Raw genomic sequence first — 17,998 nt, 5'->3', positions numbered from 1 at the left:
GCGTCGATGCCGATCGGGAAGACGTAGGCGAAGTCCCCGAAGCCCTTTTTGATCGCCAGCTCACGGACCGCCGCGTACGAACCGGCGAAGCCGATACCGGCGACGCTGAGGGTGGCGGCGGTGATGACGGCCGTCAGGATCCGGTGAGCGCGCTGCATGCGTGCGCCGCCGGCGCGGGCGTGGGGTGGGCGATGACGGCCTTCCCGCGCTGTGCTGCTGCCGAGTGCCGGCTGCGTGGGCTGCGGGGGCGGGTGCGCGGGGGTCACGGTTGGGGGTTCCGTTCGTGTCCGGAGGTCTGCAGCAGTTGCTGGATGAGGTGCTGGGTCTCCGGCTGGAGCGGGACGTCGAGGGTCTGGGCGATGTGCTGGATACGGGCGATGGCCGTGTGCAGGCCCGGCCGGTTGCCGGCTGCGTCTTCAACCCGGATCCACGCCCGGTAGAGGATTTCGGCGCTGTCGTCGATGTCGAGTCCGGTGGCGATGGCCTGACGCGCCAGGGTGAGGTCACGGTTCGGGCCGGACGCGGTGCGGTGGGCGGCGACGGTGCGGGCGACGTCGATGATCCGGGTGATCATCTCCTGCTGGTGGGGCTGTGCCCAGGGCAAGGGATGAGCGCCGAAGGGACGTCCGCGCACCAGGGCGAGCGCGCGTTCGAGGCCGGGCAGCCCGGCCGGGCCCATCGGCAGGGCCTCTTCGATGAGCTGGAGGAAGCGGGTCCAGTCACAGCGCACGGCAGGCGCCAGGCGGTAGGGGTCCTCGCCTGCAGCGCGGCGCGGCACGTAGGGCCGGCCGGCTCTGTCGTTGCCCAGGGCGCGGCGCAGGCCGTGGATGCGGGCGTTGAGAGTCGTGTGGGACCAGGGGCTGGCCGGGTCCATGTCGGCGCACAGGGCGTCTGCGCTGCGGCCGGGACGGAAGTAGAGCAGAGCGGCGAGCTGGGCGATGCGCGGGCCATGCCCGGTGCTGGGCACACCGCTCACCTCGATCGGGCCCAGCACCCGGATCTCCGGCGCGTGCAGAGCGTCTGCTGCGCCGTCCTCACCCTTGTCCCCGGTGCGTTCGGACGCCGCGGATGCCGAAGGTGAGGCGCTGACTGGGCGGGCGTAGAGCGCGCCGGCGGCGGGAGTCTTCCCGGACGGCACCGCGCCTGGCGTCTGCGCGCCGTGCGGCACGCGCTGTCCGACCAGACGGGGCGCCGCCGGATCGCTGGAGGCGGCCAGCAGGGCCGGGAACACCTCGCTGTCCCCGCTTGCGGACGAGACATCGGCGGGCAGGAGTGTGTCTTGCGCGGTGCGCCGGCCGGACTGTGCCGGCGGTTCGGGCTGCACGGCGGGGCCGGTTTCGTCATGGCCTTCGTACTGCGGTTCCTGGGCCGTGTCCTGGCCGGCTGCGGCGAGTGCGGTGGTGATCTGGAGGAAGTCGGCCTGGTCCAGGCGCTGCAGGATGATGTCGGTGCCGGTGGAGTGCAGGGGCTGCGGCCCGCTGAGCGAGGCGTCGAGGATGTCCGCCTCAGGGAAGTGAGGGGTGGCCGCGTGGGCCGGGGCGATGAGGGTGACGGGCAGCGTGGCTGTCTTGCCGATGAGGCCGGCGAGCTCGCGTGCGGTGCCCGCGTCCAGGGTGCTTGTGCACAGCAGTACATATGGCGGGTGCGGTGTGCCGGGCATTTGGTGTGCTTCGAGCAGCCGTTCGCTGAGATCGCGCCGCGCGTGGGCGGCGTTGCGCAGGTGCGTGATCCGTGCGCCGGGCAGCAGCTGGGGCAGGTCCTCGCCGAAGCCCACGGTGACGATCTCGCTCCGCCCGGCCCAGGGGCTCATGGCGAGTTCCAGGGCGAGGGACGTGCACACCTCGGTGATGTGGTCCGGCTGGCCGTCCAGCAGGACGGCGGGTGTGCGGGCCAGGTTGAGCAGCATCAGGTCGCCGGACGGGGTGTGGCCGATCGTAACCAGGGCCGGATACGGCGCCTCCGGCTGACGGGCGGCCGCCTCGTCGGGCAGGTCGGTGCTGTGAGGCAGGGTCCACCAGCCGTCGGGATCGTCGGTGAACGGCGGTGGGGGCGGCGTGTGGGAGGTGTCGGGCAGGAGGCGGACGGTGTGGGAGGTGAGGAGCGCTGCGCGGACGGCGGGCAGGTTGCCGTCTTCGTCGCGAGTGAGGGCGTGCAGGGCTCGCTCCAGCCGGGTGAAGTCTGCTTCGGTGTGGGTGGTGTGCGCGGACGCCGGGGCGTCGGCGGCAGGTCTTGTCCGGCGGGCGCGCCGGGCGGCCAGGGCCGCGGTGAGGGCTGCGGCGGCCAGTGCACCGATGCCCAACGTCGTGGACACGGGCAGGAAGTGCGGGCCGGGGGAGGGCTGGGCTGCAGGTGAGGGTGTAGGGCGGGCGGAGGCGTGGGGCGTGTCGGAGGCGTGGGGTGTGGCGGACGGTGCGGCCGCTTGTGGCGGGAAGACGCTGGTGGCGGACGGCGCTGTGAGGGAGGAGGACTCCGTCGGACTGGTGCTCGGACGCGCCGTTCCGACGGGGCCGGAGGACTGCTGTCCGGGAGCGGGGGTGAGGTCCTGGCGGGCTTGGCGCAGGCCGCGGGCGGGGGAGGCAACGGTGAGGATTCGCGGGGCTGCGAGCTTCGCGCCGGGGCGCAGGGCGAGCGTCTCGCTGGGGCCGGCGGCCGGGCGGGGCGTGCACGCGCATGGCGCGGCGGGAGTGTGGCCGGCTGCTGCGGGCAGTGCGGCGAGCAGGGGCAGAAGGAGCATCCAGGCCGCGCGGCGCGGCGGCAGGCGGGTCATGATCGTGCTCACTTCGACAGGGGGATGGTCGCGGAGTCGAAGAGGGGCAGTTCGAAGTCGACGTGGGTGGTGGTGGCGGGCGGTGCGGGGAATTGCAGGAAGACGGGCACGCTTTCGCCGGGCCTCAGCTGGGAGAGCCCGGTGGTGGTCAGTGGTTGGGCGTCGGTGTCGCGCAGGACGTAGTAGCGCTTGCCTGCGGTGAAGTCCACCAGGGTGGCGCCGGCGAGGGAGGGCCCGTTCTTCAGGACGGCTGTTTCGTTGCCGCGCAGTTCGGCGGGGACGATGACGAGCGAGCTCCCGGTGTTCTTGAGGGTGCCGCGCACGGTGAGTGCGCCGGGCGGCAGGCGCCGGGCCGAGGTGAGGGTGAGGCGCAGGCGGTGCTGGCCGGCCAGGACGGCTAAGGGCGGGGAGGGTCTGCTGCCTTTGCCGGCTGGGGAGGCGTGCGGGCCGGCGGTGGAGGTGGCGGCCACGGTGTCCGTACCGGGGTGGCTGGGCGAGCATCCGGACGCTGCCATGGCCAGGGTTGCTGCGAGCGTGAGAACGGCCCGGCGCGGGACGGGCACCTGGTGGGGCGAGAAATTCATGAAGCAACCTCTCTGTGAGGGCGAAGCGGTGTGTGGCGCCGGCCGTACAGGCCGAGATCGGTGCCGGCGCCGGCCGCCGCCGTGGGCGTGCCGGAAAGGGGCTGGGCAGGGAGTGCGGGGTGCATGCGGCCGCGGGCCCTGCGGGAAGGCGGTGCGCAGGCCGGGTTATCGGCTGAGGCGGGTGCGCGGCCAGACGGTGATGGCGTTGCCGTCGAGGGTGACGTGGCGGCCGGGGAAGTGACGGCGCACGAGGTGGACGTCGGCGAGGGTGAAGTCGACGGCGCCCGTGGCCACCCAGGCGTCGCCGTGCTGGGTCACTTCACCTGTGCCGGCCGGCCACACGGGTCGCACCGAATCTTCGGTAGTGCGAATGTCTGCGAGATGGTGAGTCATGGAGCGTGTCCTCTTCTTCCTGGGATGGGGGATGTTGAAGGGGTGATGGACACGAACGATGCAACGGTAAAGCTTCGCTAGAGCAAATCTCAAGAGGGTGGGGGAAAATACTCAGGACTATGCGCCCCATCAACTCCGCTACAGGGAAAGCCGGTTGCCTGCGCGGCCGCGAAGCGCGCAATGCGAGCCGCCGCCACCCCGAAAGCAACGTCGGGCGATGCGCGCACCCTCAGGGCGCGAACCTTGACCGCCCGCCTCATACGTCGGCCCGCACCGCCGCGCCCGCCGCCCGCACTCCCGCGGCACGCCCCCGTTCCCTGGCCCGTGCACGCAGCGAAGCCGCATCACAGTTCGGTCCAGGAACGGCGTTCACCGCCCGCCAGCGGCATCCACACCTCGTCGGTGGGCCCCCGATCCTCGAGATCGTCCAGGACGGCCGCGCCCAGAGGCACCTCCCGCGCGAGTGCAGCGACATGGGGATGCTGGGCGGTCATGGCCCGCAGATCGTGCATGCGCTGCTCGAGACTGCGCCGGGAAGCACCGGTCAGCACGAACAGGACCCGGGGAAAGACGGGATACCAGCGCAGCCACCCCGGACCGTCCGCTGCGACAGCCGTCCTGGACCGGCGCCCGACAGGCTGCGGCCGGTACGTCCACAGCCGCGCATAGTCGATGAGCTTCATCGCAAGACGCTCACTGCTCATCGTCGTACGGTCGACCTCGACGAACGCCCGCAGCTTGGTGCGCCGATCGGGCCCGCTGAGCGTGTAGTACAGCACCGCATCAGCAGTGAGGCGCTCCCTGTCCCCCAGAGCGTGGCTGACCTCGGGGCTCCAGTCGAGAGGGCCGTGCTCATCCCCGCGACGGCGGGCATCGGTGACGAAGGCCAAGTGGGCGCGCAGCACCGTGAGCGTGTGCGCGGTCTTCAGCGAAGCAGCCGTGGCGGAGGTGACCGGATACGGCGGCCGGCCGCGCAATGCCGGCATATCCCGCATCAGATGGGCCCCTTCGCCGCTGAGATACCAGGCGCGGGTGCGGTGCGAGCCGGGCAGCACCGTGTAGTGGACCAGGCCCTGGCCGCGCAGCCTGTTCAGCGGCTGCGATATCGCCTGCCGGGACGCGTGCGGGCGCAGCAGGCAGCGCAGCTGCCCGGCGGTGGCCATGCGGTGCTGGGCGAGCGCGGCCAGCAGCTGGTGCGCCAGCGGCTCGACCGAGCGCGGCGTGTGCCCGGGCAGTACGTCGCCCCGGCCGTAGGCAGCGGTGTCGCTGGCGGCCGGGCGGCCCGGAGAGGGTGGGGGGATGACGGTCATTGGTAGTCCTCCATCTGCAGCTGCACGGCCGCGGAGGTGGCAGGCAGGTGCTGGGCGAGGAAGGCGCTGACCCGGCCGAGCTGGCCGTCGGCGCGCAGGGCGAGCTGGTCCAGGGGCGCCGCGCCGGCCAGCGCACGGGCGGAGCGTTCGAGGGCCGCCGCGTGCCGGGGACGGGCGAGGCTGGCGAACACGTCGTCAAGATGCGGGCCGGTCAGGCGGACGGGGCCGATCCGCCGCCCGCCGACGGTGAGGGACACGTAGTGCTCGAACCGGTCCAGCGCCGCCACCAGAGCGGGGCCGGGACTGTCGCCCCATTCGGCGGTGACGGGCGCGACAGCGGACTGCGAGCCCGCGGTGGTGGCGAGCGTGGAGGCGTTCTGCACCAGCGACAGCCGCACCGCAGCGGGCAGACGGGCCAGGAGCTGGGTCATGCCGTGGACGTGGACCCGGTACTTACGGAAGTCCTCGAACATCGCCGCGATCGTCTCGGGCGCCGCCCCGGTCAGCGTGATCAGCTCGTCGAAGTACGCACGAAACGGCACCCGCCGCTCTTCGGGGGTGTCCCGCCGCGAGCGCACAGCACGCAGCAGATCCCGCGCGAGCAGCGCGGTGACCAGCCGGTCGGTGGGCCCGCTGCCGCCCGGACACACCCACACGATCATCCGGTTGTCCATGGCGGCACGGATGTTGTACGTGCCGGCCGGCTGGCCGAGGAACGCGCGGGTGACGGGATTGGCTGCCAGGCGCGCGAGGGGGTTGAGGACGACGGTGAACGCGTCCGCAGGCAGGGCCGGGAACACGCTCTGCCACCACGCATGGGTCTCCTCACTCAGCTGCCCCTGCACCGCGGTGAGAGCTGCGGCACGAAAAGCAGGATCGGTGAGCAGCGGCCGCACCTGGAACACGGTGGCCTGCCCGTCGGGCCGTCCGGCCTGACAGGCGGCCTCGTTGACCGCGACGAGAACAGCCAGGCACGCGGTGAGGACCGTCAGGGCGCGCGGCGCGCCGGCGTCATCCCAGCCGAGCGCCGCCGCGTAGGCGTCGGTGACCGCCTCGACGACCTCATGGGCACTCTGTCCCTGATGCATGCCGATCGGATTCCATGAACTGACCTGCGCAGCAGGACCGCTCGCGTTCAGATCGATGAGCGCGATCCGCTCCATCAGCGCGTCATGGGCCAGGAACGGCACGGCGCGCGGCCAGGAGTCGCGGTGCGGATCCACAAACATGAGGCCGCCGCCGGCATGGGCCCAGCCGATCGCCTGCGCCAGCGCCCGCTCGGTCTTACCGCCGCCGGCTTTGCCCACACCGACTTCGAACAGGGTCTCCCTCGCAAAGGTGGCGACCAGGCGCCTGTGCCCGTCCGGGGCACGGTAGATGCCCTGCAGCAGCAACTCAGGGTCACCGAAGGCGAAACTCGGAAGATCGGCGGCGAGCAGCGGCAGCCGGCAGTGCACCGTCGGCGGCTTGAGCAGACCCGTCAGCTCCTCCAGGCGGACCCAGTTCGCCCGGGGCGGCTGACAGTGCCCCAGCGCCCACCGCCGCTCGAAACCCTGCCTGCTGGGCCAGCGGTCCGCGCCCAGCCGCCACGGCCCGACCCGCCACCCGCGCATGGCCCAGCGCGCCCGTCCGCCGAACACATCGAACGCGGCCTGCAGTTGGCCGAGCCGCGCCTGCGCGCGGCCCTCCACGTTGGAGGCGCACATCACCAGCAGCTGCACACGCACGAGGTGGTCGTCATCGGCGAGCTTGCCCAGCGCCTCGGCCGGATCCACCCGGCGCGGCACCGGCGGCACGACCAGCCGCCGCGCGCCGCCCGCCGTATCGTTGCCGCGGAGAAGCTGCTGCAGCTGCCAGGCCAGCGAGTCCTCGGTGCCGGCCGCGTCCCGGCGCAGCCAGCTGGTAGCACGCTGGGCCTCGCGCTGTTCCGCGCGGCGGGCGGCGTTCATCAGCTGCACACGGCGCACCCGCAGCGTCCACTTCGGGGCGCGCTGGATGTCGAGCCGGATCTCCGCCAGATCCCCGAGCTCGGCCCGCAGGTCGCAGACCGCGTCTACCAGCGGCTGCAGCGGATCGGGAGCCAGCGGCACCTCCCGCAGCGCAGAGGTGAGCTTCCCCCGCAGGATGAACTCCGCACGCACCACATGATCACGGGGCTTGTCGACGATCGGACGGGCCCGGTCCACGGTGACGTGCGGACCGAACGGCGTGATCGACAGCAGCCGTTCACCACCGGCCGGACCCTCGACGCGGTAGCGCAAAGGACGCGAACCGTCCGCCCGCAACCGGATCTGCACCGCCTTCGACCGGCGCGGGGCCCACCACGGCATGCTCGTCGAGGCACGGGCGAGCTGCACACCCCGCCGGAAGATCTCCTCCAGAGCGGGATCGAAGTGCCGCGCCGGCACCAGCTCCAGCGCCATCCGCTCGGCCGACGCCTTGCGTGCCAGACGACGCACCACCGCCTCGCAGACGGCCCAGACGACGACCACGGCCGCAGCGGGCACATACCAGCAGGCGACGATCCAGCCCACCGCGTGCACGAGGCCGCTGACCAGACCGGGTACGGCGCCGGATGCCCACGACACGGACTGGCCGCTCAGATACGGGACCGCGCTCGCCACGAGGTGACTCCCTTCTGCGAGGTGATGCGGGTGAAGTGCCAGTCGGCGATACGGCCGTCGGTGAAGGTGCCGCCACGGTCAGCACCCGCCCACACCAGATGCACCACCGCCCGGTCCGGGCCGCCGTCACGGCGGGCGATCGCCGCCTGGACCCGGAAGCGGCCGCTGCCGAACGCAGGGGCCAGCACCTGCCCGGCGGAAGCGAAGACGCCCGGCCATCGGCCGCGGCCGAACCCGGTGGCGTCGGCCCGCAACAGGTCCCGCCCGGCCGCGAGCAGCTGAACCTCGTCGTGCGCAGGAAGATCGGCGGGCCACGCGGCTTCCAGCGCCGTCTGGATGACGGCATCGCCCGCAGCGTTCTCCCCCTGTGGAGGCAGCTGCGATGCTCCGGTCGCAGTCGCAGTCGCAGGTGCCGTGGCGCTGTGGGGTGCTCTCGTGGACACGGGCATGGCGGACAGCGGGGGTGCGGGAAGCGACGTGCCGACGGTCGGCGACATCGCTGCCGAGGGTGTCTGCTGCGGGCGCATGCCCCGGTCCGGCACCAGCAGGACGACTCCTGCAGCTGTGAGGATCACGGTGGTGAGCAGCAGCAGACGCCACGGCCGGGGGGACCTGCCGGTCCCGTCCGCGCGTGTCATCGGCCCGCCTTGTGACCCGCTGCTACGGGCAGTTGGCCAGGCAGGGTGGCAACGCCGTCGCCGGTCTGATCCGCCGCCGTCCGCGATGCGCGCGGCGAGGGCCGGCTGCACGGTCGGGCACGCTGGCGCAGTGCCTTCGACAGGGCCGGGCCGATCACGGTTGCTTCGGGCGCCCGCGATCCGGTGTCAGCGGTGGTCATTAGTCTGTCGGCGTGCCATTTACTGATGACCGACAGTTTCCTGCCGCGCTCGCCGCCGCCCTTGCGATTCCTTTCGATTACGACGAAGGCGACGGCGTCGACTTCGAACCGTTCCCGGCCTTCCTCACCGCTGAGGACACCACTGACTGGTTCCAGTCCTGGACCGGCAATCCACAGCTGAGCGGCGACGCCTTCCGCGTGTTCGGCCAGGACGGCACCGGAGGATATGCGGCCCTCTGGCTGGTGCGCCCCGACCAGCCGCTCGACCAGCAGCCGGTCGTCTTCCTCGGCTCCGAGGGCGAAACCGGCGTCGTGGCCCGAAGCCTCGGTGACTTCCTGTGGCTGCTCGCCGACGGCTTCGGCCCCCAGGAGGCTGCCACCGACTACGAGCCCGACCGGACCCCGCAGCCCCATGAGGCATTCGCCGCCGTCGCGAGGCGATTCGCCCCCGACCGGCAGCAGCCGGCCGCAGCCGTGATCGAGCAGGCAGCCCAGGAGTTCGCGGACTTCGACGACACGATCATGGAGCTCTGCCGCTGAGCCAGGACGAAGCCCGAACCACACCGGCGAGACCGAACCTGCACGCAGCTCTGCGTGCAGGCTGACACGGTGGCGACACATCACGTGGACACTGCCTCCTGCCGGCGGACGTTGCAGAGCATGGGCGTCATAACAGGCGGGCTCCTCCCGCGAATCCGGACATGGCGTTGACTGCGTCCAGCCGTACGGCCGCCCCGGGCCGGGGCGCGTTGATCATCCGGCCGCTGCCGAGATAGATCCCGACGTGGTAGATCGTCGAGTCGCGGCCGGGCACGTAGGCGTAGAAGACGAGGTCGCCGGGCCTGAGCGCGCCGGTGCCGCGGCCGGCGGGGATCCGCTGTCCGGCTCCCGCCTGGGCGGCCGCAGTGCGGGGAAGCCGGATGCCGGCCCGGGCGTAGGCGTAGAGGGTCAGCCCCGAGCAGTCGAAACCCCTGACGTCGGTGCCGCTCCTGCCGCTCGGCGTGCAGCAGATGCCGTACGACGGGCCCGCGGCGTTGCCCCCGCCCCAGGAGTAGGGCACGCCTTTTTGAGCGAGGGCAGCGTCGATGACGGCGCGCACCTTCCCGCTCCCGTGGTTCAGGTCCGGGTTGGCGGCGGCTGCTGTGTACTGGTCGATCCAGCCCAGCACGTTCGTGACGTACGCGCTGGAGTGGTTGTACTGCCAGATCGCGGCCTTGAGCTGGTCGCGCCGGGCCAGGTTCCGTCCGTTGCCGCACAGGTAGACGGCGGCCCCGAGCGCCGCGTCGTCGGCGTTGTGCGGATCAGCCGACCTGTCACCGTTGGCGTCCTGGCCGACGCCCCTCCATGTGGACGGCAGGAACTGGAAGGGGCCCACCGCACGCTCACCGGCAGCCGTGCCGTCCCACCGGCCGCCGTCGGTGTCGGGGAACGTGGTGGTGTTGCCTCCAGTACCGGAGCCGTTGAGGAGTACACCGTAGATCTTCGGGCGTATGTCGCCGTTGCCGGCGATGGTGTGACCCAGGGCATGGTTGGACTCGACTTTGGCGATCCCGGCCAGGACCGGCCAGCGCATGCCCCGGCACGCCAGCACACGGCTGCCGGCCTGCGCGGACGCCTTCTTGTAAGCGGTCAGCATCCGCGGCGGGATGCCTGCAGCCGTGCCGTCCCCGGCCACCGGACCGTTGTTGCGTGCACCCGTCGGCAACGCGACATACGCGCTGATCGCGTTCGACACCGGCGCCGCGCAGCACACCGCGCTGAACAACAACACCACGCCCACACACCCCCACCGCCCCAGACGGCGCCGCACCCGACTCACTCGCCCTCACCGTCCTCAGACGGCTCCCGCCGATGGCGCCGACTGCGCTCCTGGCGCAGCCGCTCAGCCTCGGGCGCGGTGCGCTCCAGCAACTCCTGCATCCGCCGCCGCGCCTCCTCACGCGCCCGGCCTCCGGCACTGCCCGCGCCGGGAAGAGCGGATCCAGCCGTGCTGGACGCCGGACTTGCCGGGGCTGCGCTGCCCCTTCCTGCGCGCCGGGTCGGGGGTGGCGGGGCGCCCGTTTGCGTGCTGCCTGCTCCGGCCGGAGCCCTCGGCGAGCTCGGCCGCATGGCGGCCGGCCCCGGGCCGCCTGTGGCGGGGTCCGCAGGTGATGCCGGCGGCGCCGGGCGCGGGGAAGGTGCAGGGCCCGGGGCAGTCGGCAGGCGGCGGCCACGGGCTTGAGCGGTGCGCCGTCCCGCGTCCGCCCACGCCTGACGGTCCTCGCGGACGGTATTGCCCCACACCTGTACCTGCCGGCGGGCGTCCTGGGAGTAGCGCGAACCACCCTCGCGGCCCCGGCGGATGGTGGCGGGAAGACCGACCGTGGCGCCGTAGGCGGCCCGGCCGCCGCGGTGCAGGATGCGATAACCGCGCAACCGCACGAGACGGTTGTGGGCGCGGGTCGACAACAGGGTGCGGTCACCGTGCTGGTCGTGCAGGACCTGGCCCGTGCGGCGGTCGACGATCTGGCCGTCCTCGTTGCGGTACCGGTCGGGCGGACCACCAGGCTGACGCGAACCGTCGAACGGCCCGCCTCCCGGGGCGTTGCTGCCGCCGCTGCCCGGAACGCCGCCTGGACCGTCGCCCGGCCGGCCCGACGGCCCGCTCGCGTCGGGGCCGCCGTCGGCGGTCGGCTTGCGCCACTTGGCCAGCTTCTCCCGGTCCGGCCGCCGCCCGATCAGCAGCCAGTGCGCGCCCTTCACCCCCAGCCGGGCTCCCAGCCCGCCCACAGCGGCCGCCGCCGTGAGCGGAGCGATGCCCCGCCCGGCTTCGGCAGTGGCGTCAGCGAGGATCCGGCCGGTGTCGACGGGCATCCCCGCACCGTCGGCCAGCGAGCCCAGAGCGCCCATCAGACGCCGGCGGGTACCCAGCAGCCCGAACCGGCCGCCCCCACCGCCGGCGAAGGCACGCAGCCCGCCGCCGTATCCGCCCATGCCGGCGGGGGAGTTCATGGCCAGGGCGGCACCGAGCTCGGAGCTGTCGCCGGGCAGATGAGTGCCGCCGACCTTGGCGTACCGCATCCGCATCGCCATACGCCGACCGAAAGACGCGATCCCCGTCAGCAGACGGCGATGCCCGGCCGCCCCGGCGATCGCCAGGACATCGATCAGCAGGATCCGCTCCACCACCAGGTCCGGGCCGTGAGTGATGGTCGCATCGACAGCGATACCGAAAAGCGGCACGAACGCGCAGACCCCCACCAGCGCCATCACCGAGATCCCCCACAGCGACAGCCACTTCCACACCGACTGCCGCGCCGGCCCCGGCAGCATCCCGGCGACAAAGGTGATCCCGCCCGCCGCCGCGGCCGCCGCACAGATGCCCTGTGTACCCAGCAGCACGATCGCGCTGGACAGCAGCATCCCGCACACGAACAAGGCAGCGACCAGCAGCAGCCCGGCACCGCCGACCCGCCACCACGTCGGCTTCTCGGCATAGGCCGCACAGGACTTGCCGACAGGGCCGGCACGTTTCATGTCCTCGAGGAACGCCGCGAACTCACGGTCCTCATCCGTCACGATCGCGTTGGAAGTGTCCAGCAGCTCACCGCCGGGCGTGAGCTCCGGCAGACCATCCCCGCCGCTACTGCCGGGCACGCCTTCGATGAAGCCGCGCTCGCAGTACTTCCTCGCCGGACCGTGGATCTTGCTGCAGACCTCCTTGCCTTTCTCGGAGACCCTCGCGCCCACCTTGTATCCGCCGACAACCCACTTCAGATGCACGGCATACGCTCTGCGGTCCGACTCCTTGGCGGGGTCGAGGATGCGCCCGTACTGCAGCAGCATGTACGGCTTCACGATCAGCGCATTGGTGATCGAATCCTGGACCGGACGCGCCACCTCCGCCGCCGCAACCGGCCCTGCGCCAGCCTCCTGCAGGCACCTGACCTCCTGCATGCCGGCCAGACCGTCGCACGGTCCCTCGCTGGCGAGCTTGCCACCCCAGTCGTAGGCGTTCACGGACTCCTGCGCGACCGCAGCACCGACCTGCTGAGACTGCCCCAACGGCCCGTCCTGCGCCAGCAGATAGTCGGGCCGCACGAACGCCGACGCGGCGAACGCCGCAATCAGCAGCGTCAAGAAGATCTCACCCAGACCACGGCCGACACGACCACGCACGATCATGAACGCGGCGAACACGAACGCCCACGCCAGCAGCAGCCCCTTCAACCCCAGCGTGTCCACGACCAGCGTGGTGTAGACACCGGCGACCTTCTGCGCCGGAGCGGCAAGCACCTTCAGCAGCGGGAACCGGAAAGCAAGCTCGATCGCCCACCCCGCGAGCCCGACCAGCATCCGGATCAGAGTGAACAGTCCGGACAGGGCGAAGGCGAGGGCCTGGGAGCGGAAGGCGACGATGGAACCGCCGTCGGCATTCAGCTCATAGCCGGCGATCGGCACCCCCTCGGACGAGGTGATGTCCAACGGCGACAGCAAGTCCCCGCTCTCACTGGCCGTGCTCGCCGCGTAGACGACCTGGGAGTTGACCATGACGAACACACCGGCGAGCAGCAGGACGAAGCCGGCCGCACGCAGCGTGCCACGCTCTGGGCGCACCATCTCAGCCCTGCCTCCGCCCGGTGCCACGGCGCCGCCACAGCACCAGAGCCGCCAGACCTGCGCCGACAGGCACCAGCCGCCAGAGACCGGCAGTGGCGCCGTCATGCCCGGCGGAAGCGGTGTACACGGTGCCGCGCTCGCAGTACTTCCTGGCAGGGCCGGATATCCGTGCGCAGCGGTCGTCGTCGCGGGACGGGGCGCCGGCGGTGAAGGCCTGCCCGGTGTGCGGCCACCATGCCTGCGGCAGGCTCACCTTGAGGGCCAGGACGAGGACGCAGGCGGCGACGGCGATCACTGCGAGGGCGCCGACGGCGGCCAGGAGCCGGGAACGGCCGGGTGCGAAAGACGTCATCGAAGACCCTCCGGACGGTGAGTCACAGCTACGTCGGTGAGTGGCGCGGACATCGTGCTGCGGCCTGGGGTCGTGATGATGGAGGAGGAGACCCGCGCGATACGGGGGATGACCACCTTGATCCGGCCGGTGTTCTGCCGCGGACAGGTGAGAAGGAACTCGCCTTCGCGACCGCGCTGCCCGACCGGAGACAGCCCGGTCGTCACCAGCCGCAGCAGATCAGGGTCGGTGGGGTCGAGGCCGACGAACTCCAGCCCACGGCGGGCACGTTCGCGGTCCGCGGTGCGGGCCAGCGCCCGGTAGGCCATCAGCCCGCGGTCGGGGCCGAGTTCCTCGGCGTCGTGCGAGCCGGCGATGAGACCGGCTCCGTGCTTACGGCCGTCGTGGAGGATCTCGTGCACCAGGGCGGTGCCCTCGGCGGAGCTGGTGAGCCAGTACAGCTCGTCCAGCACCACGGCGGTGAAACGCTCGGGATCCTCGAACGCGGTCTGCCGGGCGATCGCGGCGATCAGATAGAGCACGGCCCGCCCGATCAAAGCCTCCAGGGGCTGCTGGTGCAGCACTTCAGGCTTGTCGAACGCCGTCTTGGGCGGCAGCTTCAGACCGGTCGTCGTGATCACGATCATGTCGGAGGCATCGGATGCATCCAGCCGCACCGACGGCAGAGCGGGGTCGAACACCATGGCCGCGAGCGGGTTCGTGGCCACTACCCGCAGCAGTCCCACCAGGGTGGCGGCGGCGTCCTGACGCTTCCCGGCGCCCGCCCGGGCCATCTCGTCAAGGACCTCAAGGACCCGGTGCATGGACGGCACGTCACTGGCCGCGGCCTGCTCCACGGCATGGTGCAGGACCTCCCCGCTCGTACTCATCGGGCCGATGCCGAGCTGGAGCGTCAGGTACGACAGGGCGTAATGGCGGCCCTCGGGTCCGTCGAACATCCGCAGCGGGTCGATGGACACCTCGGCCTGCGCGGCGTCGATGATCTGACACCGTCCGGCAGCCGCAGTGCGAGCGAAGGTGGCCCACTCCCGTACCGGGGTGCGGTCAATGCAGATCGCGCATCCGCCGCGCGCCCATACCGCCTCCGCTATCAGCTTCTGCAGCACGCTCTTGCCCGCGCCGAGATCGCCGACGATCCCCACCGAAGCCGAAGCGTCCTGCTTGGGCGCGTCCGCCACGTTGATGGTCACGGGCCGGGTGGTGCCGCAGTCCAGGTCGATACCGAGAAACATGCCGTGGGGGTCGCCGACCTCGGCAGCTGTGAAGGCGCCGCCCAACGCCCAGTCCTCAGAGACCTGGTGCTGGGTGAACTCCCGCGCCACGCCAGGGCGGACGGTCCCGGGCAGTCCCAGGGTGAACAGGGCCTCCTGCAGGCCGGCCGGGCGCACCGCCCGGTAGTCCGCGCCGCCCAGCAGCGCCGCCAGCGCCCGGGCACGAGCGTCGCACACGGCGGCGCTCGGCCCCCACACCGTCAGCACGGTGACGGACTGCACCTCCACCTCGACCGAGGTACGCGAGAGTCGGGCGTCGAGCTCGCCCAGGTCACGGGCGGCATCGGTCAGCGAGCCAGGCATACCGGTGGGGCGGGCATCGTACTGATCAGCCTGGTCGATCAGCTCGGTCTTCTTGCGCCGCACCTGCTCACGGGCCTTCTCCGCCGGCACCAGCGTCAGGTCGACCGTGTAGTCGACGGGAAAGTCCAGCGTCTCCAGCTGCGCAAACAGGTCGGCGGCGCCTTGGCCGACCGCAGTCGGGCACTCGGCCAGCGCCAACTGCGCCTGATAGCCGACCCCGGTGTCAGATTCCACCTGAAGCCACCGCCGCCGAAGCGGTGACGAGGCCTTCAGCCGCCACCAGGCGGACCGGCCGGAACGCGCGATCCGGTCCGCGCCGGCCAGCTCGTCCGTGTCGTCGACCGCGGGATCTATCCCGCCTTCCTGCAGACGGAACTGCCCCAGGTCCGCGTAACTGGGGGAGTGCAGGACACCTTTGCGGACCTGCCCGCCGAACAAGTCACTCGTCTCGGCCTCGGTGAGCAGCGGCTCCGACTGGCCGCGGTGCAGAGCGTGCTGGATCATCCACACGATCTCCGCCGGCCGGGCCGGGCGGAAGGCGATACCGCCGCCGAGCGCGGCCTCCACCCGGGATGCCTGCTCGAGGAAGGCGCTCACATCACGCCGGGGAACAGGAGCAGCTCGCATGCCTAGCATCGGCGCCATGTCCGCCCACACTGCGCCAAGCGACGCGGTGAATTGGCCGCCGACCGCGGGGCGGTCCAGCGGCACGGCCAGCCACAGGACGCGACGGTGCATCTCCTGATCAGTCAGCAGATCCAAGGCGGCTTCCACGCTCTCCACCCACGGATGCACGCTGTCGGCCGAGAATGCGCCGGGTTCGATGCCCTCGATCATGCGCAGGGCGATCTCACCCGGGTCGACCTGCGCGCACAGCCCGAACAGCCGCGGCGCCCCGGAAAGAGACCGGACCAGGTGCGTCACCTTTGCCAACTGCTCGTCACGGACCACGCCCGGCACATACGCGCCCTGCACCGTCTCCTCACGACGGCCGTCAGCGCCGGGTCCGGGATGCAGGCGGTAGACGGCCCACACGCTGCCGTGCGTCGACCAGGCGAGATGTCCGGCGATGTGACGGATCGGCACCCTCACCGCACACCCCCGCCCTGAACGGCCCGGTCGAGCAGCTGCTGCACACCCGACATCGGCCGTAGCGACGCCGGATGTCGGAGCGGGGCGAAGCCGGACGTCCGCCCGGGACCGGGCCGCATTATCGGGCACGGCACAGCCGCACTGGCAGCAGCCGGCAGAGCCCCTTCGACGGTGAAGCCACCCAGCAGCGCGCGGGCAGTACGGTCACGGGCGGCCCGCCCGCCGACCCGGCCGCCGTGCGGCTGTATCGCGAGCAGCAGCCACCCCAGGGCGGCGTGCATGGGGGCACGTCCCTTGATCTTCGGACGGCGCACCGCCCAGACCGCCAGCAGCCAGGCGACGATCGGTACCGGGCCCATCCACGACCACCAGCTGATCGTCTTGACGAGAAGAAAGCCGCCGCCGACAGCGACCGCGATCTGCGCGGGTGTATAGGGGCCGAGGGGGATCTTCCAATCGCCGACCTTGCCCAGCACCCAGGGGTGCCGGCGGGCCGCGGTGTAGAACCGCCCCACGCGCACCTGGCTCACAGCCGGCCTCCCGGACCAGCAGAGTGCCCGTCCGCGCCCCGGGCAGGACCCTGGATGACGCCGGAGACGGCAGTTGCGCCCTGGGCGGGGTTCTTGACCTCGTCCTCGAACATCTGCGCCAGGTCTTCGCGGGAGTTGTACAACCCCAACGCGATGATCATCAGCAGCAGGGCGCCGATCCCCGCCTTCAGGCTGAACTTCTGGATCATGATGACGACCACGAGCACGACCAGACCGGCCTGCAAGCCCTTCGTCGCCCAGTCCCTGAACATGGCGATCCACGAATCACCGAGATCATCGAGCTGCCCGGCGAGCATCAAGCCGTACACGGTACTCACCGGGCATCCCCCTCCCGGACGACCCCATCCCGGGCGGCCCCCGACCCGGACTCCAGCCCGGCCACATCCCACCGACCCGAGCGGCCCCTGAGCACCAGTTCGTATCCCAGCGGCCACCGCCCGTCCGCATCCCGAGCCTCGACCCGCACCGCCACGTGAACCGTGACGCCGTCGGCCGGCACCCGCTCTGCGGCCACCGCCTCCTCGGATCCCCACGCCTCCTGCACCGTGACCGAGGCATACGGGGCAGGGGAGACCGGCGCCATCTGGACCCCGGGCGCGACATAACGGTCCACCTCGCCGGCCCCCGTCAGATACGCGGACAGGAACTCCACGACCGCGGAATGCAGATCACCGTCGGACGGCACCGCCACCGAGAACGACGACGCCGCAGCGTCAGCACGCATCGGGCCGGCCACCATCCCCGGTGCGCCCGTTACCGTGACGGAGTCCCCCGAAACGGTGGCGGTCACCGGGACGACGAAGTAACGCGCAGGTGCGTCGGCGTATTGCGCGGCCACCGTCACCGACCACGCACCCTCGTGCTGCACACTGCGCACCGCTATCACCGACACCAGCCCCGACTGCGCATCCGCAACCGGGTCGGGCAGTTCGACATCCGGCGCCATCGACTGCGCAAGCCGCGCCTGCGCACTCGTCGCATCGTTCGCGCTGCTGCGCAGCCAGGCACCAATGAACAGTTGCGCATAGCCGGCCGGGTCGGTCGCCACGGCCGTCGTGCGCACTGGGGTGGGTGTGCTGGAGGGAGCGGCGGCCACCGTGGCCGGGCTGGACAGCACGGCGACGCCGAGAGCGACGGGGCCGGCTGCGATGGCGGTGAACACGGCCAGCCGGGACAGGCGCACGCGGCGCCTCATTCTGTCCAGCCCGACGCCTGCAGCCATCGCAGCGGCCGCCTCGCCCTCGCGGGCCTGATTGGGGCGCATGATCGAACTCCCAGGTCAGTGTGGGTGGTTGCTGACGCTGAGGACATCGG

At 71.7% G+C, this 17,998-nt stretch carries 15 protein-coding genes; 1 reads left to right on the top strand and 14 read right to left on the bottom strand.

Going from position 1 to position 17,998, the window contains the following annotated elements; all coding sequences use genetic code 11:
• The 7 genes from ACWCQK_RS37410 to ACWCQK_RS37380 form a co-directional block, all read right to left on the bottom strand.
• On the bottom strand, positions 1 to 158 hold a 158-nt coding region (locus ACWCQK_RS37410; protein ID WP_451162968.1), incomplete at its 3' end, for a DUF2637 domain-containing protein.
• A gap of 104 nt (positions 159 to 262) precedes the next feature.
• Positions 263 to 2,767, bottom strand: a complete 2,505-nt coding sequence (locus tag ACWCQK_RS37405) for a bacterial transcriptional activator domain-containing protein (protein ID WP_451162962.1) — start codon at positions 2,765 to 2,767, stop codon at positions 263 to 265.
• A gap of 8 nt (positions 2,768 to 2,775) precedes the next feature.
• Positions 2,776 to 3,351, bottom strand: coding sequence for a hypothetical protein (locus ACWCQK_RS37400; protein WP_451162960.1), 576 nt, complete (start codon positions 3,349 to 3,351; stop codon positions 2,776 to 2,778).
• Between the two features lie 165 nt (positions 3,352 to 3,516).
• Entirely contained in the window at positions 3,517 to 3,669 is a 153-nt protein-coding gene (locus ACWCQK_RS37395) for a hypothetical protein (RefSeq protein ID WP_451162958.1), read from the bottom strand.
• Between the two features lie 419 nt (positions 3,670 to 4,088).
• Positions 4,089 to 5,054, bottom strand: a complete 966-nt coding sequence (locus tag ACWCQK_RS37390) for a replication-relaxation family protein (RefSeq protein ID WP_451162956.1) — start codon at positions 5,052 to 5,054, stop codon at positions 4,089 to 4,091.
• Complete coding sequence (locus ACWCQK_RS37385; RefSeq protein ID WP_451162954.1) at positions 5,051 to 7,678, bottom strand: ATP/GTP-binding protein; 2,628 nt, start codon at positions 7,676 to 7,678, stop codon at positions 5,051 to 5,053. The genes ACWCQK_RS37390 and ACWCQK_RS37385 overlap by 4 nt, the downstream gene beginning before the upstream one ends.
• Positions 7,654 to 8,316, bottom strand: coding sequence for a hypothetical protein (locus ACWCQK_RS37380; protein WP_451162952.1), 663 nt, complete (start codon positions 8,314 to 8,316; stop codon positions 7,654 to 7,656). The genes ACWCQK_RS37385 and ACWCQK_RS37380 overlap by 25 nt, the downstream gene beginning before the upstream one ends.
• A gap of 212 nt (positions 8,317 to 8,528) precedes the next feature.
• Here ACWCQK_RS37380 and ACWCQK_RS37375 point away from each other — a divergent pair, with 212 nt between their 5' ends.
• The gene (locus tag ACWCQK_RS37375; RefSeq protein WP_451162950.1) at positions 8,529 to 9,056 is read left to right on the top strand and encodes an SMI1/KNR4 family protein; all 528 of its coding nucleotides are present in this window, start codon (positions 8,529 to 8,531) and stop codon (positions 9,054 to 9,056) included.
• Between the two features lie 127 nt (positions 9,057 to 9,183).
• Here ACWCQK_RS37375 and ACWCQK_RS37370 read toward each other — a convergent pair whose 3' ends face one another.
• Genes ACWCQK_RS37370 through ACWCQK_RS37340 form a run of 7 tightly spaced genes read right to left on the bottom strand, consistent with a single transcriptional unit; the run spans position 9,184 to position 17,948 of the window.
• Positions 9,184 to 10,290 carry a C40 family peptidase gene (locus ACWCQK_RS37370; RefSeq protein WP_451162948.1) on the bottom strand — a complete coding sequence of 369 codons (1,107 nt, stop codon included), beginning with the start codon at positions 10,288 to 10,290 and terminating at the stop codon, positions 9,184 to 9,186.
• Positions 10,291 to 10,331: 41 nt separating this feature from the next.
• On the bottom strand, positions 10,332 to 13,115 hold the full coding sequence (locus tag ACWCQK_RS37365; protein WP_451162946.1) for a hypothetical protein: 2,784 nt from the start codon (positions 13,113 to 13,115) through the stop codon (positions 10,332 to 10,334).
• Between the two features lies 1 nt (position 13,116).
• Complete coding sequence (locus tag ACWCQK_RS37360; RefSeq protein WP_451162944.1) at positions 13,117 to 13,467, bottom strand: hypothetical protein; 351 nt, start codon at positions 13,465 to 13,467, stop codon at positions 13,117 to 13,119.
• Positions 13,464 to 16,133: an ATP-binding protein gene (locus ACWCQK_RS37355; RefSeq protein WP_451162942.1), complete on the bottom strand. Its 2,670-nt coding sequence runs from the start codon at positions 16,131 to 16,133 to the stop codon at positions 13,464 to 13,466. Before ACWCQK_RS37355 ends, ACWCQK_RS37360 begins: the two co-directional genes overlap by 4 nt.
• Positions 16,130 to 16,663: a hypothetical protein gene (locus tag ACWCQK_RS37350; protein ID WP_451162940.1), complete on the bottom strand. Its 534-nt coding sequence runs from the start codon at positions 16,661 to 16,663 to the stop codon at positions 16,130 to 16,132. Before ACWCQK_RS37350 ends, ACWCQK_RS37355 begins: the two co-directional genes overlap by 4 nt.
• Positions 16,660 to 16,980: a hypothetical protein gene (locus tag ACWCQK_RS37345; protein ID WP_451162966.1), complete on the bottom strand. Its 321-nt coding sequence runs from the start codon at positions 16,978 to 16,980 to the stop codon at positions 16,660 to 16,662. The genes ACWCQK_RS37350 and ACWCQK_RS37345 overlap by 4 nt, the downstream gene beginning before the upstream one ends.
• Positions 16,981 to 16,997: 17 nt before the next feature.
• Positions 16,998 to 17,948: a conjugal transfer protein gene (locus ACWCQK_RS37340; RefSeq protein ID WP_451162938.1), complete on the bottom strand. Its 951-nt coding sequence runs from the start codon at positions 17,946 to 17,948 to the stop codon at positions 16,998 to 17,000.
• Between the last annotated feature and the right edge of the window lie 50 nt (positions 17,949 to 17,998).

It is taken from the genome of Streptomyces sp. NPDC002306, from assembly GCF_053593435.1.
This window is presented reverse-complemented; position numbering and strand designations above follow the sequence as displayed.